10 protein-coding genes and 2 tRNA genes are annotated in these 13,844 nt (G+C 63.5%); 10 read left to right on the top strand and 2 right to left on the bottom strand.

The annotated features are described in order from the left end of the window. Window positions 1–75 precede the first annotated feature (75 nt). The 10 genes from recJ to phoB all read left to right on the top strand — a co-directional run bounded on the left by recJ (window position 76) and on the right by phoB (window position 9,374). Window positions 76–1,860, top strand: a complete 1,785-nt coding sequence (gene recJ / locus ACFDTG_RS06495; RefSeq protein ID WP_375290203.1) for a single-stranded-DNA-specific exonuclease RecJ — start codon at window positions 76–78, stop codon at window positions 1,858–1,860. Between the two features lie 80 nt (window positions 1,861–1,940). Continuing rightward, a tRNA-Glu gene (locus ACFDTG_RS06490) sits at window positions 1,941–2,015 on the top strand. 38 nt (window positions 2,016–2,053) lie between these two features. After that, a tRNA-Glu gene (locus ACFDTG_RS06485) sits at window positions 2,054–2,128 on the top strand. Window positions 2,129–2,182: 54 nt separating this feature from the next. Beyond that, a complete protein-coding gene (locus tag ACFDTG_RS06480; RefSeq protein WP_375290202.1) occupies window positions 2,183–3,355 on the top strand; it encodes a sensor histidine kinase in 1,173 nt (390 codons plus the stop codon). Between the two features lie 87 nt (window positions 3,356–3,442). Next, window positions 3,443–4,477: a substrate-binding domain-containing protein gene (locus ACFDTG_RS06475; protein WP_375290201.1), complete on the top strand. Its 1,035-nt coding sequence runs from the start codon at window positions 3,443–3,445 to the stop codon at window positions 4,475–4,477. Window positions 4,478–4,480: 3 nt separating this feature from the next. Beyond that, complete coding sequence (gene pstC, locus ACFDTG_RS06470; protein WP_375290200.1) at window positions 4,481–5,863, top strand: phosphate ABC transporter permease subunit PstC; 1,383 nt, start codon at window positions 4,481–4,483, stop codon at window positions 5,861–5,863. After that, the gene (pstA, locus tag ACFDTG_RS06465; protein ID WP_375290199.1) at window positions 5,856–7,142 is read left to right on the top strand and encodes a phosphate ABC transporter permease PstA; all 1,287 of its coding nucleotides are present in this window, start codon (window positions 5,856–5,858) and stop codon (window positions 7,140–7,142) included. Before pstC ends, pstA begins: the two co-directional genes overlap by 8 nt. Continuing rightward, entirely contained in the window at window positions 7,139–7,936 is a 798-nt protein-coding gene (gene pstB / locus ACFDTG_RS06460) for a phosphate ABC transporter ATP-binding protein PstB (RefSeq protein WP_375290198.1), read from the top strand. Before pstA ends, pstB begins: the two co-directional genes overlap by 4 nt. A 4-nt stretch (window positions 7,937–7,940) precedes the next feature. Then, a complete protein-coding gene (gene phoU, locus ACFDTG_RS06455; protein WP_375290197.1) occupies window positions 7,941–8,621 on the top strand; it encodes a phosphate signaling complex protein PhoU in 681 nt (226 codons plus the stop codon). Between the two features lie 66 nt (window positions 8,622–8,687). Further along, window positions 8,688–9,374, top strand: coding sequence for a phosphate regulon transcriptional regulator PhoB (gene phoB / locus ACFDTG_RS06450; protein ID WP_375290196.1), 687 nt, complete (start codon window positions 8,688–8,690; stop codon window positions 9,372–9,374). 16 nt (window positions 9,375–9,390) lie between these two features. On the opposite strand, the gene ACFDTG_RS06445 is transcribed toward phoB, so the two are convergent. Beyond that, on the bottom strand, window positions 9,391–10,125 hold the full coding sequence (locus ACFDTG_RS06445; protein WP_375290195.1) for an extensin family protein: 735 nt from the start codon (window positions 10,123–10,125) through the stop codon (window positions 9,391–9,393). A gap of 3 nt (window positions 10,126–10,128) precedes the next feature. After that, a complete protein-coding gene (locus tag ACFDTG_RS06440; protein ID WP_375290194.1) occupies window positions 10,129–13,668 on the bottom strand; it encodes an error-prone DNA polymerase in 3,540 nt (1,179 codons plus the stop codon). Window positions 13,669–13,844: the final 176 nt, after the last annotated feature.

Below are 13,844 nucleotides of genomic sequence, written 5' to 3'. Positions count from 1 at the left end.
ATGCGACGGATTGTGCTGTCGATTGTCAAGCGCCAAAGCCTTCTGCCCACCCCTGGCTCATGCTAATCCGGATATATGTTGAGTTCCCCCGCTTCTCTTTCCGTATTCGGCGTCGAGCGGTCCCTGTCCGGTCGCCGCTGGCGCTGGCGAGGAGGCAATATGGCACTGGGCGCGGGAGCGGCCAGCCTGGACCACGACATTCTCGAGCAGCTCATCCTCGCCCGCGGAGTTGCTGCGGAGGATGTGGACAAGCACCGCCATCCCACGCTGCGCGATTTCTTGCCCGATCCCAGCCTTTTCAATGATATGGACGTAGCGGCAGAGCGGCTTGCCCAAGCTGTTGTCGCCGGGGAAAAGACAACCATTTACGGCGATTACGACGTCGACGGTGCGACGAGCGCCGCGGTCCTGATCCGCCTTCTGCGGATGCTGGGGCACGAAGCCGATTACTACATCCCCGATCGGTTGCTGGAGGGTTACGGCCCTTTGGGAGAGGCTCTGGTTGCCTTGGGCCAGCGCGGAAGCAGCCTTGTGGTCACCGTCGATTGCGGCGCGATGGCGCATGATGCGCTGTCGCAAGCGCATGAAGCCGGGATCGACGTAATCGTCGTCGATCATCACAAATGCAGCGCCGAATTGCCCAGAGTAGTGGCGATGGTGAATCCCAATCGTCTCGACGAAAGCGACGACGGGGCCGCGCATGGCCATCTCGCCGCGGTTGGCGTGGCGTTCCTCCTGGCAATCGCCACGGTGCGAACCCTTCGTCGGAAAGGTTTTTTCAATTCGCGACCGGAGCCCGATCTCATGGGTCTTCTCGATCTGGTCGCGCTGGGCACGGTGGCGGACGTTGCGGCTCTGAAGGGATTGAACCGCGCCTTCGTGTCTCAGGGGCTCAAGATCATGGGCCGACGGGGGAACATCGGCATGGCCGCGCTGATCGATGCGAGTAGATTGAGCCGCGCGCCCATCGCCAGCGATCTTGGCTTCGCGCTCGGCCCGCGAATCAATGCCGGCGGGCGCGTAGGCGAAGCGACCCTGGGCGTTCGTCTTCTCACCACGCGCGACCCCGAAGAGGCCCGCGCCATCGCCGCCAAGCTCGACGTGCTCAACGAGGAAAGGCGCGCGATCGAGGCCGCCGTGCAGGAGGCTGCCGAGGAACAGCTGGCGGCGCAGGGCAATCGCAGCGTGCTGCTGCTGAGCGGCGAAGGCTGGCACCCCGGGGTGATCGGTATCGTGGCCGGTCGGATCAAGGAAAAGACCGGGAAGCCAGCGGTGGTCGTCGCCATGGACGGACCGACGGGCAAGGGCTCTGGGCGCTCCATCTCCGGAGTGGATCTGGGAGCGGCGATCCTGGCGGCGCGCGACAAGGGGCTTTTGGTTGCCGGTGGAGGGCACGCGATGGCGGCTGGTTTGACCGTGGCTGCCGAGAGCCTGGACGCGTTCCACGCATTTCTCGATGAGACACTTTCGGCCGCGATTTCCCGTTCGGCGGAAGGACGCGAAATGTTGCTGGATCTCGCCATTGCGCCGGGTGGCATGACCACCGAACTTGTCGACCATCTCGAGGGGGCGGGCCCATTCGGCGTCGGCTGGCCTGGGCCCAAGGTGGCGGTCGGCCCGGTGCGGCTAATCAAGGCCGATGTGGTCGGCAGCGATCACGTCAGGATCATTGGCCACGGCGAAGACGGGCGCAGCTTCAAGGCGATAGCCTTTCGGTCGGCGGCAACGGAAATGGGGCAGCAATTACTCCATGCCGCACAGGGCCGCCGCCTGTGGCTTGCAGGCCGGGCGAAGCTCGACGATTGGGGCAATGTCCCCCGGGTCGAGCTGCTGCTGGAAGACGCCGCCTGGGCTGATTGAGGCTTATCGGTACGGGGGCGCTTGACGGCGGCAGCGTAGCCGCCTAGGGGGCGCGCCTTGCCACGGCCCGGCAACGGGATGGCCCCTTCGTCTAGCGGTTAGGACGCGGCCCTTTCACGGCTGAAACACGGGTTCGATTCCCGTAGGGGTCACCATTGGCATGATCGGCCCGTGCCGGCAAAAGCCGAGACGTGGCCCCTTCGTCTAGCGGTCAGGACGCGGCCCTCTCACGGCTGAAACACGGGTTCGATTCCCGTAGGGGTCACCAGCTTGCCGAAGGATGGTGGCGCGATCCCGAAACAGGCGCTAGGCGCTCGCCAGAATGTTGCGAGGCAAACCCTTTCCCCTGAGCGCGGCGGTTCTGGCCCTGATCGTTTGCGTGATTCTGGGCGTTGCCGGCCTTCCCATAGGCCTGGCGGCGCTGACCCTGGTGATCTGGGTCGGATCGCTCTGGATCGTCGGCGTTGCCCCGCCCAAGCGCACCTCAGCACCCGCTGCCCGTGCTTTCGATACCCACCAGATGGGCGAACTGTTCGAACTTTCGGAAAATCCGGTGCTGATAACCCGCCGTGATCGCGTAGTGGTGGCCAACGCTTCCGCACGCCGATTGTTCGGCGCTCACCTGCTCGACCAGGACATCCGTATGTCGCTCCGCGATCCGGAGGCCGTGAAGCTGGTGGAAAGCGGCGAGACCGGCGGGGTCACCATCAGCGGTCTCACCCGCCGCAAGGATATCTGGCGGGTCAATCGCAAGGCGCTGCCCGGCGAACTGGGGATCATCGAATTCATCAATCGCACCGCCGAGGCGGATATCAGCCGCGCTCACACCGACTTCGTGGCGAATGCGAGCCACGAATTGCGCACGCCGCTGTCTTCCATCATCGGATATGTCGAGACCTTGCGCGAGGAATCGGACCATCTCGAGAAGGAGACAGCGGACAAGTTCCTATCGACCATCCAGCGCGAAGCGCGGCGGCTCCAGTCGCTGGTCGGAGATCTCATGTCGCTTTCCCGTATCGAGGCGGAAAAGCACGATCTTCCGGTAGAAGAAATCGAACTGTCGATCCTCACGGAACGCGCGGCGCGCGACGCGGCTGGGACCGACCATGCCAGGCAGCTGGCTCTGGCGATCGACCCAGGCATCCAGGTGCGGGGCGACAGCCAGCAGCTGGAGCAACTGGTACGCAATCTCGTCGACAATGCGTTGAAATACGGCGGCGGCACCGCCCCGGTCTCGGTCGGTCTGAAACGATCGGGAGAGGACCGCGCCACCCTCAGCGTAGTGGACAAAGGCGATGGCATAGCGCCCGAGCATCTGCCTCACCTGACGCGTCGTTTCTATCGTACCGACCCCGGTCGAAGCCGCGCGTCCGGGGGAACGGGCCTCGGGCTGGCGATCGTCAAACATATCGTCGAAAGGCACCGTGGGCGCCTGTCCATCGACAGCGTCGTGGGAACGGGAACCACTGTCACTGTGGCCCTGCCTCTAACCTGAAGAGAGATTCGTGAGCGCTGGGATGCCGATTGTCGCAAATGAGTCATATTCAGTCGCTCTTGGGGCAGGCAAACGGATGTGAGTCTCATGATCAAGAAAACCTTCACCGCCCTGCTCTGCGCGAGCACCCTCGCGCTCGCCTCCTGCGGAGGGAACGCGTCGCGCGATTCGATTCGCGCCGTGGGATCCTCCACGGTCTACCCCTTCGCCAAGGCGGTGGCAGAAGAGCTGGTGAAATCCGATCCGAACGTCAGCGCACCGCTGATCGAATCGACGGGCAGCGGCGCGGGCATCAAGCTGTTCTGTGCGGGGCTTGGCTCCGACACCCCCGATATCGCAAACGCATCGCGGCGGATGAAGAAATCCGAATTCCAGTCGTGTCAGAATGCGGGCGTGACCGACATTCTGGAAATTCAGGTCGGCCTTGACGGCATCGCTATCGCTTCCGCCAAGGGCGGGATCGACATGAACCTCACCCCGGCGCTGCTTTATCGGGCGCTGGCCGCGCGGCCCTATGGCAAGGAACAGACCGCGCAGAACTGGTCCGACGTGGACCCGTCTCTGCCCAACGAACCCATCCTGGTATACGGACCGCCCTCGACATCCGGCACGCGCGACGCGCTCGAGGAGCTGATCCTGATGGCAGGCTGCGATGCTGATCCCGCAATGTCGGCTCTCAAGGAAAGCGACCCACAGGAGCATGACCGGGTCTGCACCGAAATCCGTTCCGACGGCAATTACGTGGACCAAGGCGAGCAGGACAATCTGATCGTCCAGAAGATCGAGAACAATCCGCGCGCGGTGGGTATCTTCGGATATTCCTATCTCGAGGAGAATGCGGAGCGCCTGAACGCGCTTTCGGTCAACGGCGTCAAGCCGACCTACGAGGAAATTTCGTCCTTCCGCTACCCCGGTGCCCGCCCGCTGTACCTCTATGTAAAGAAGGCTCATCTCGACGCTATACCCAGCCTGCGCGGTTTTCTCGAAGAATGGGCGCAGATGTGGGATCGCGACGGACCGCTGGCGAAGATGGGCCTTGTCGCTTCGCCGCCGGATGCGATGGCGCGCAACGTCGCGACCATCGATAATCTGACCACCCTCGATGGCTCGCAACTCGACTAAGACGTGTCCGTCAGTCTTCTCCTCCTGATCGCGGTCGGCCTCGGGCTGGCCGGCTGGCTCGCGGCGCGTGCTCGTGCGTGGGGCTTCAGCAAGGATGGAAACGTGCGTCTGGCGGCGCTGCCCAGCTATCATGGCTGGTATGTCGCCCTGTGGATCGTCTTGCCGATGCTCGTTTTCGTGGCCCTCTGGTCCGCGATCGCGCCCGAGTTGGTGATGCAATCGGTGCTCGCCGATCCGGCGGCGCAGGGGTTGCCCAGCTTCGGCTTCACCAGGGAGCGCATTCTGGAGGAGGCACGCAGCGTCGCCAGCGGAAACGCCCTCGCCGTCTTCGATCCCCGGGCTGCCCCCCTCGTGGACGCCTTCCGTCACGCCATCGGCCGCTATCAGGTGATCGGCTACACGCTCGCCTTCCTGATCGCCTTCGCCGGCGGCGCTTACGCCTGGCTGCGTATCAAGCCAGATTTCACCGCGCGCAAGCGGGTGGAGCGGATGGTGATGCTGATCCTGATCGCGGCCTCGCTCGTGGCTATCCTGATCACCCTCGGGATTTTCGCCAGCCTTGTTTTCGAGACGGTCCGCTTTTTCGGCATGGTTGACCCGGTCAGCTTCCTGCTGGGCACCTTCTGGGCGCCCGACTCGATGAGCGATCCGGCTTTTGTCGATGGATCGCGATACGGCGCGATCCCCCTCTTTTGGGGCACGCTCTATATCGGTGCGATCATCGCCATGATCGTGGCCATTCCGCTCGGCCTGCTTAGTGCTGTCTACATGACGCAATATTCCAGCGCACGCGCGCGGGCCTTGATAAAGCCCGCGCTCGAGATACTGGCGGGTGTCCCCACCGTGGTCTACGGTTATTTCGCCGCGCTGACCGTGGCGCCCGCCGTGCGGGACGCGGCCGTGGCCATCGGCATTTCCAACGCCTCCAGCGAGAGTGCGCTGGCGGCCGGCGTGGTGATGGGGGTGATGATCATCCCCTTCGTCTCGTCGATGGCCGACGACAGCATAGCCGCCGTACCCCAGTCGATGCGCGATGGAAGCCTCGCGCTGGGGGCGACGACATCGGAGACGATCCGCCGCGTTCTGATGCCTGCCGCCCTGCCCGGTATCGTGGCCGGCGTGATGCTGGCGATCAGCCGCGCCATCGGCGAAACGATGATCGTGGTGATGGCCGCATCCACCGCTGCCCGGCTCTCCGCCGATCCCCTGCAGGCCATGACTACCGTGACGGTCCAAATCGTGGCCCTTCTGACGGGCGAGGGCAGTTTCGACCATCCGGCGACCCTCAGCGCCTTCGCGCTGGGTTTCGTGCTGTTCCTGGTGACGCTGGCGCTCAATTTCATCGCCCTGCGCGTGGTCAAGAGGTTCCGCGAAGCTTATGAATGAGATCGCAAATCCAGCGCTCGCAGCAGACCCCGAGACGGGGCACGTTTCCAAGCAGGACGACGCATTCCGCCGTCGCCTGACGCGCCGCTATCGAGCGGAAAAACGCTTCAAAATGGCGGGGTTGGCGGCGGTGGTGTTCTCGCTGGTCGTCCTCGCTTTCCTGCTCGGCACGATGCTCATCAACGGTATCGGCGGATTCAAGCGGGTCGAGGTCACGGTTCCGATCGATCTGTCCCGCGCCGCGTTAACGGCCCCGCCCGCCGACCTGACGCGCGCCAGGGCGATCCAGAACCTGGAGTATCAAGGCGTGAGGGAAATCGTCCAGTCCGCGGTCGTGGGCGCCCTACCGCCCGCCGCTGCCGCACAGGTCGATGGCGATGCTTGGCGCACAATCGCCGAAGAGATCATCGACGATCCGTCACTGATAGGCGAGCGGCAGGACTTCGGGCTCCCCGCGACGCCTGACCTTGCTGCGGGCTATTCGGGTGAGGGCTCGGCGGAGATGCGTGCGCTCGCGGCGGAAATGCGCGCGAACGGCACCATCTCGAAAAACTGGGACCTTGGTTTTCTGACGAGGTCGGACGCCACCAATCCCCAGCAGGTCGGCATATGGAGCGCGCTCAAGGGAACCATCCTTACCATCATCGTAACCCTCGCCCTCGCCTTCCCGATCGGTGTTCTGGCGGCTCTGTATCTGGAAGAATACGCGCCCAAGAACCGCTGGACCGACATTATCGAGGTATCAATCAACAACCTTGCGGCCGTACCGTCGATCATTTTCGGTCTGCTCGGCCTTGCCGTGTTCCTTGGGCTCTTTCCGCATCTGCGATCTGCGCCCGTTATCGGAGGCCTCACTCTTGCGATTATGACCATGCCGGTCATCGTCATTTCGGGCCGCAATGCGATCAAGGCCGTACCCCCGTCGATCCGTGACGGCGCACTCGCCATCGGGGCTTCGCCGGTACAGGTTGTCTTCCATCACGTCCTGCCCCTTGCGCTCCCCGGCATTTTAACCGGCACGATCATCGGCATGGCCCGCGCCGTAGGGGAGACAGCTCCCCTGCTAATGATCGGAATGCGCGCCTTCATCGCCGCCCCGCCCCAGGGGTTCACATCGCCCGCCACGGTCTTGCCGGTTCAGATTTTCCTCTGGTCCGACGAAGTGGATCGAGGGTTCATCGAACGCACGAGTGCCGCTATCGTGGTGCTGCTGCTGTTCCTCCTCGCGATGAATGGCTTTGCCATCTATCTGCGCAACAAGTTCGAGAAGAAGTGGTGACAGTCTACCATCCCGATACCGAGCAATCCGACAGCACGGAGGTGAAGCTGCGCGCTCGCGATGTGGATGTCTACTATGGGCCGAAGAAAGCCATCGATCAGGTTTCGCTAGATGTGCCGACCCGTTACGTCACGGCGCTGATCGGCCCCTCAGGCTGTGGAAAATCGACCTTCCTGCGTACGCTCAACCGGATGAACGATACCATCCCGTCGGCGCGCGTCGAAGGTTGTATCGAGCTGGACGGGGAAGATATCTACAGATCGGGCATGGACGTGGTCCAGTTGCGAGCCCGCGTCGGGATGGTGTTCCAGAAGCCCAACCCCTTTCCAAAATCGATCTACGAGAACATCGCATACGGCCCGCGCATCCATGGCCTCACCCAGACCCGCGACGAGATGGATGCTATCGTCGAGAAATCACTCACCCGCGCGGGCCTGTGGAATGAGGTGAAGGACCGCCTTACCGAAAGCGGCACCGCGCTCTCGGGTGGCCAGCAGCAGAGGCTGTGTATTGCGCGCGCCATCGCTGTAGACCCCGAAGTTATTTTGATGGACGAGCCGTGTTCCGCTCTTGACCCCATCGCCACAGCCAGGATCGAGGAACTGATCGACGAATTGCGGGGTAGCTACGCCATCGCCATCGTCACCCATTCGATGCAGCAGGCGGCGCGGGTCAGCCAGCGCACCGCGTTCTTCCACCTCGGCAAGCTGGTGGAATACGGAAAAACGCGGGAAATCTTCACTAATCCGATAGAAGAACGTACCAAAGACTATATTACTGGACGCTATGGCTGATCGCATGGAACACACGGTTAAGGCTTTCGACGAGGACATCACCCGTCTTCGCGGACTGATTGCCGAAATGGGTGGTCTGGCGGAAAACGCCGTGCAGGACGCGATGGAAGCGCTGGTGCGCGGCGACGATGCGCTGGCTGAGCAGACGATGCTCGGGGACAAGAAAATCGACGCGCTGGAAGACGAGGTCGACAAGCTCGCGGTGCGCATCATCGCGCTCCGGGCGCCGCTGGCCGACGATCTGCGAGAAGTAATCGCGGCACTGAAGATCGCAGGCGTGGTCGAGCGTATTGGAGATTATGCCAAGAACATTGCGCGCGCCAGCAGGCGGATCGACGCGCAACGCAAGCATTTCGAGCCGCTGACCCTGCTGCCTGCGATGGCTGAAATCGCGACGGAAATGGTCCACGACGTACTCACCGCCTACGCTGCACGCGACGCGCAGCTGGCGCTGGACGTCATCGCCACGGATGAGAAGGTAGATGCCTTCTACAATTCGATCTTCCGCAATCTCGTCAGCCATATGACGGAAAATCCGTCCACCATTACCAGCGCGGCCCAACTGCTGTTCGTCGCCCGCAATCTCGAACGGGTGGGAGATCACGCCACCAATGTCGCGGAAATGGTGCATTTTGCGGCCACCGGGGTGTATCCTTCGGAAGACGAACGCGTCCAGGAAAGCTGACACAAAAGCGTAGCCTGCCCGTCATATCGACAGCGCGGACATCATCGTCCAAAAGAGGGCATGTACGTGGCGGCTGCCAAACTGATACTGGTTGAAGACGATCCGGCTCTCCTGGAGCTGCTCGATTATCGTTTTCGCAACGAAGGCTATGACGTCCGGTCCACCCCGGACGGCGACGAAGCGCTGATGCTTGCGGCCGAGGATACGCCCGATCTCGTCATCCTGGACTGGATGATCGAGGGGACGAGCGGGATCGAGGTCTGCCGCCGGCTGCGACGGGACAAGGCCACCGCCCATGTGCCGATCATCATGCTGACTGCGCGCGAGGCAGAGGAGGACCGCATTCGCGGACTCGACACTGGCGCGGACGATTATGTCACCAAGCCGTTCTCTCCGCGCGAGTTGATGGCGCGGGTGGCGGCGGTCATGCGGCGCATCCGCCCTGCCCTGGCCGGAGAGACCGTGGAGGTCGGCGATATCGTGCTCGATCCCGTGGCTCACAAGGTCACCAGGCGCGGACAGATGCTCCAGCTTGGTCCCACGGAGTATCGCCTGCTCAAGTTCTTCATGGAGAGCCCGGGTCGCGTGTTCAGCCGCAGCCAGCTGCTGGACGGTGTGTGGGGCACAGGGAGCGAGATTGAGCTTCGCACAGTCGATGTCCATATCCGCCGCTTGCGCAAGGCCATAGAAATGCAGGGGACCAAGGATCCCGTTCGGACCGTTCGGTCCGCAGGCTACGCGTTCGAAAGCTGATTGCTCGACCGATCGATTATCGGCATACGCCGTTCCAGCGCGCGGTCATGTCGAGATGGAAGTGATCGCGGTGCGCCGCGTTGTAGTCCGGAGACAGCACGATAGAGAATGCGGCGCAGGCCCCATCGCGGGCCCGGCGCAGGAATGCTGATTTCTCGTCGTCCCCCTCCCAGTCGCCCAACACGCTGATCCGGGTCCCGTCGGCAAGCACGAAGCCCGCAATATCGATGGCATTTCCGGTCGCATGCTGGCTCCATGCCCCTTCCGACCGTCCATAGAGCCGGCGGCAGGAATAAGCGCCAAGATGCTCTATTTCAGCAATATCGCTTCCAAAAACGTCCTGCGCCACCGGGTCGAGCGTGTCGCTTTTCCATAGCGAAAGCGCGGCGGCGACCGGGCAGGTCGTGGGCGGGGTGTCGGGCGCCAGGGGATAGTCGCCGAGCCGGGTCCGGTCCGGCCGGGCGCATTCGCCCTGCCCTTGGGGCTCAAGCGCCTCGAACGCGACTTGCGATCGATCAAGCACGGCCCGGCACAGCTCCGTATCGTCGCGCATTTCCCCGAATTTCGTGGGCGTCGCCCAGCCCGGCTTGTCTCTCAGGTCCAGCGGCGCCCAGGGATTGTCGCCGGGATGCTCATTCAGCCAAGTCCTGCCGATCAGGAGTGCCGCGAGCAGCAGCAGCAGGGCCATCGCCCGGCGGTCGCCCTTGAAACGCCCCAGGCGGCGGGAGAACAGAGATTTCCTTCGGGGCATTCGCTAGTGAAAGTCGCGGGACCGGGGAATGATCCGTACATCGCGCGGATGGCCGCGCGAATTGGGATCGTGCCATCCGCATTCGCGGTTTCCAGCGCGCGGTTCCTGCCACGGTTCCACCGGCGGGCGATAGGGATCGTCGGCCCCTTCGCGCAGATCGTCTCTCGGATTGAGCTTGCTGGGCAGCGGGTTGTTGCAATGGTCGGCCCGCGCGATCGGGGCCTGCAACATCTCTTCCGACAGGCGGTAGAGTTCGTGGCTGGCGTCGGTCATGTGCTGGGCGATGACGTGGATGACCTCGTCGTCATATTCCACCCGGCCGCGAACCTCCATCAGCCGACTGCCCATCACCACGCGGCGCTGCTTCTCCTTGAGATCGGGCCATACCACCAGGTTGATCACCCCGGTCTCGTCCTCCAGCGTGATGAAGCACACCCCCTTGGCGCTGCCGGGGCGCTGACGGATCAGCACTACGCCCGCAACATGGACCATACTGCGGAACTTGCGCGCCCTGAGGTCGCAGGCGCGCACGAAACCGCGTTCGGCGAGGCTGGCGCGCAGGAAGGCCATCGGATGCGCTTTCAGGCTGAGACGGGTGGTCTGGTAATCGGCGACGACCTCTTCGGACAGCGGCATGTGGGGCAGCAGGACGCGTCTCTTCTCCGCCCCCTCCTCCCGCTCGCGCGCATGGGCGAACAGCGGCAGCTCGCCGGCAGCGACCAGGCTGCGCGCGTCCCACAGCGCCTGACGCCGCGACAGATCGAGCGATCCGAAGGCATCCGCGCCGGCAAGCCGCTCCACATGCGCCGGGCCGATGCGGGCACGATCGCGCAGCGCCGTGACGTCAGCATAGGGGCCATTGGCCTCGCGTTCGGCAATCAGCCGTGCCGCCACGGCTTCCGGCAGGCCGTCGATCTGGCGCAGGCCCAGGCGCAGCGTCCAATGCCGGTCGAAGCGCCCCCGATCCTCCCCCGCCCCGTTCGAGGAATGATCGTTCGCCCCCTCCAGCGTACAGTCCCACTGGGAATGATTGACGTCGGCGGGCAGCACCGTGACGCCATGCTCCCTCGCATCGCGCACGATCTGCGCCGGGGCATAGAAGCCCATCGGCTGCGAATTGAGCAGGGCGCAGGCGAAGGCGGCGGGATGGTGGCATTTCAGCCAGCTCGACACGTAAACCAGATGCGCGAAGCTGGCGGCATGACTTTCGGGAAAGCCGTACTCGCCGAAACCGCGGATCTGGTTGAAGCAGCGCTGTGCAAATTCGCGGTCGTAACCGCGTGTAACCATGCGTTCGACCATCATGTCCTGCAATTCGTCCACCATACCCCGGCTGCGGAAGGTGGCCATGGCCTTGCGCAGGCGGTTGGCCTCGGCCGAATTGAAGCGCGCCGCGTCGAGCGCGATCTTCATCGCCTGTTCCTGGAAAATCGGCACCCCCAGCGTCCGCTCCAGGATGCTGGAAAGCTCGTCGGGCGGGCCATGCGCGGGGCTGGGAGCGGGGATCACCACCGGCTCCGCCCCGCGGCGGCGCTTGAGATAGGGATGGACCATGTCGCCCTGGATCGGGCCGGGCCGCACGATCGCGACCTGGATGACCAGATCGTAAAACTGCGTCGGGCGCAGGCGCGGCAGCATGTTCATCTGGGCGCGGCTTTCCACCTGGAACACGCCCAGGGAATCGCCCCTGCGCAGCATGGCATAAGTTTCCGGGTCCTCGCGCGGGACGGTGGCGAGCGTCAGATGGCGGTCATGGTGATCTTCCAGCAGGTTCAGGCACTTGCGGATGCAGGTCAGCATGCCCAGCGCCAGCACGTCCACCTTCAGAATGCCCAGCGCCTCGATATCGTCCTTGTCCCACTCGATGAAGCTGCGATCGGGCATGGCGCCATTGCCCACCGGCACGGTTTCGGTGAGCGCGCTTTCGGTGAGAATGAACCCGCCGACGTGCTGGCTCAAATGCCTTGGCATGCCAATCATTTGCTGAGTAAGTTTAAGAACCCGCCTCAGGTGGGGATCGCGCACGTCCATGCCGGTTTCAGCGGCGTGGCGGTCGCTGATCTCCTTGCCCCACCCACCCCATACGGTGCGCGCCAACGCGCCGGTGACATCCTCGGTCAGCCCCATGGCCTTACCCACCTCGCGGATCGCCATGCGCGGGCGATAGTGGATGACCGTGGCGCACAGACCTGCGCGATGGCGACCATAGCGGCGGTAGATATGCTGGATCACCTCCTCGCGCCGCTCGTGCTCGAAATCCACGTCGATATCGGGCGGTTCCTTGCGCTCTTCGGAGATGAAGCGATCGAACAGCAACTGGTGCTTGGCGGGATCGACGCTGGTGATGCCCAGACAATAGCACACGGCGGAATTGGCCGCGCTGCCCCGCCCCTGACACAGGATCGGCGGATCGACGCCATAGCGGGCGAAATCGACGATTTCCTTGATGGTCAGGAAATAGCGCGCGAGATCCAGCCTGGCGATCAGCGCCAGTTCACGCTCCAGCGTATCGACGATCGTTTCGGGAACCTGGCTGCGCGCCCCCTTGACTGCATAGCGCCCCTCCGCCCCCCACCAGGTCTGAACCTCCAGATATTCCTGTGGCGTCATGCCGTCGGGATAGGCCTCCTCGGGGTATTCATATTGCAGCTCGTCGAGCGAAAAACGGCAGGAATCGGCCAGTTCGCGCCCCGCCTTGATGGCATGAGGCCAAGGCCGGAACAGGTGGACCATCACCTCGGGCGGTTTCAGATAGCGTTCGCCATTGGGGTGCAGCAGATGCCCGGCAGCGGCCACGGTGGTCTTGTGCCGGATCGCGGTCATCACGTCCTGCAAGGGACGCCGGTCGGGCGCGTGGTAATGGACGTCGTTGGTGGCGAGGATCGTCATTCCGTTCGCCTGTGCCAGCGCATCGAGCCGCGATATCCGGGCCATGTCGTCCCCCAGGTAGAGAAAGCTGGCTGCAATGTGGCGCAGCGTGGGCAGCAGGGCGGCCAGATGCGCCAGAAGATCCGGGAAAGGCAGGACTTCCTCCTTGCCATCCACGGCGATGGAGACCTGTCGATCCAGATCGCGTGGAGGAAGCAGGATTAACTGCACCCCCTCGGCATGAGCGGCCAGCATGGCGAGATTGATCTCGCACACCCCCTTCTCCTGCCATTCGCCTTCCAGCGTACCCATCCGGCCGGCGCTGATCAGGCGGCAGAGCCGGCCATAGGCGGCACGGTCCGTGGGATAGGCGAGGAAGGCCAGACCTTCGACCGTTTCTATCCTACATCCGATAACAGGCCTTAATTTAAGCGTTTTCGCCTCGGTATGCACGCGCACCACCCCCGCCATGGTATTGGCGTCGGCAATTCCGATGGCATCATATCCCAGTGCCCGCGCGGTCAGCACCAGATCCACCGCGTCCGACGCACCACGCAGGAAGCTGAAGCAGCTGACCAGCCCCAGCTCTACGAAAGGCGCGCGCGGCGGTGCTTCCAGCGCGGCATCTTCCGGATCGATGGTCCGGCGTGGATTGAGAAAATCGTTTTCGGGCATGGTTCATTTCTTCCCCAACGAATTATGGGGACCACGCCGCCCAGCGGCGGGGTGGCAGGGTGGCGGGGCACGAACCGCAAGCGCAGCGTCGGCAGCACGGGTCCTCTAGCCCGCGGATGGCTGCTGGTGGTTACCAATAACATGAATATTGCAACGGTTCTGGGCGACACACCAGA

The organism is Qipengyuania sp. (assembly GCF_042095715.1).
Classification (GTDB): domain Bacteria; phylum Pseudomonadota; class Alphaproteobacteria; order Sphingomonadales; family Sphingomonadaceae; genus Qipengyuania.
Note: the sequence above shows the minus strand (reverse complement) of the source record. Positions and strands in the feature narration are given on the sequence as shown.

Excerpts from the sequence above, each read along its gene's own strand:
- recJ (WP_375290203.1), top strand. The coding sequence starts at position 76 with ATGTTGAGTTCCCCCGCTTCTCTTTCCGTATTCGGCGTCGAGCGGTCC.
- ACFDTG_RS06475 (WP_375290201.1), top strand. The coding sequence starts at position 3,443 with ATGATCAAGAAAACCTTCACCGCCCTGCTCTGCGCGAGCACCCTCGCG.
- ACFDTG_RS06480 (WP_375290202.1), top strand. The coding sequence starts at position 2,183 with ATGTTGCGAGGCAAACCCTTTCCCCTGAGCGCGGCGGTTCTGGCCCTG.
- phoU (WP_375290197.1), top strand. The coding sequence starts at position 7,941 with ATGGAACACACGGTTAAGGCTTTCGACGAGGACATCACCCGTCTTCGC.
- ACFDTG_RS06445 (WP_375290195.1), bottom strand. The coding sequence starts at position 10,125 with ATGCCCCGAAGGAAATCTCTGTTCTCCCGCCGCCTGGGGCGTTTCAAG.
- ACFDTG_RS06440 (WP_375290194.1), bottom strand. The coding sequence starts at position 13,668 with ATGCCCGAAAACGATTTTCTCAATCCACGCCGGACCATCGATCCGGAA.
- pstA (WP_375290199.1), top strand. The coding sequence starts at position 5,856 with ATGAATGAGATCGCAAATCCAGCGCTCGCAGCAGACCCCGAGACGGGG.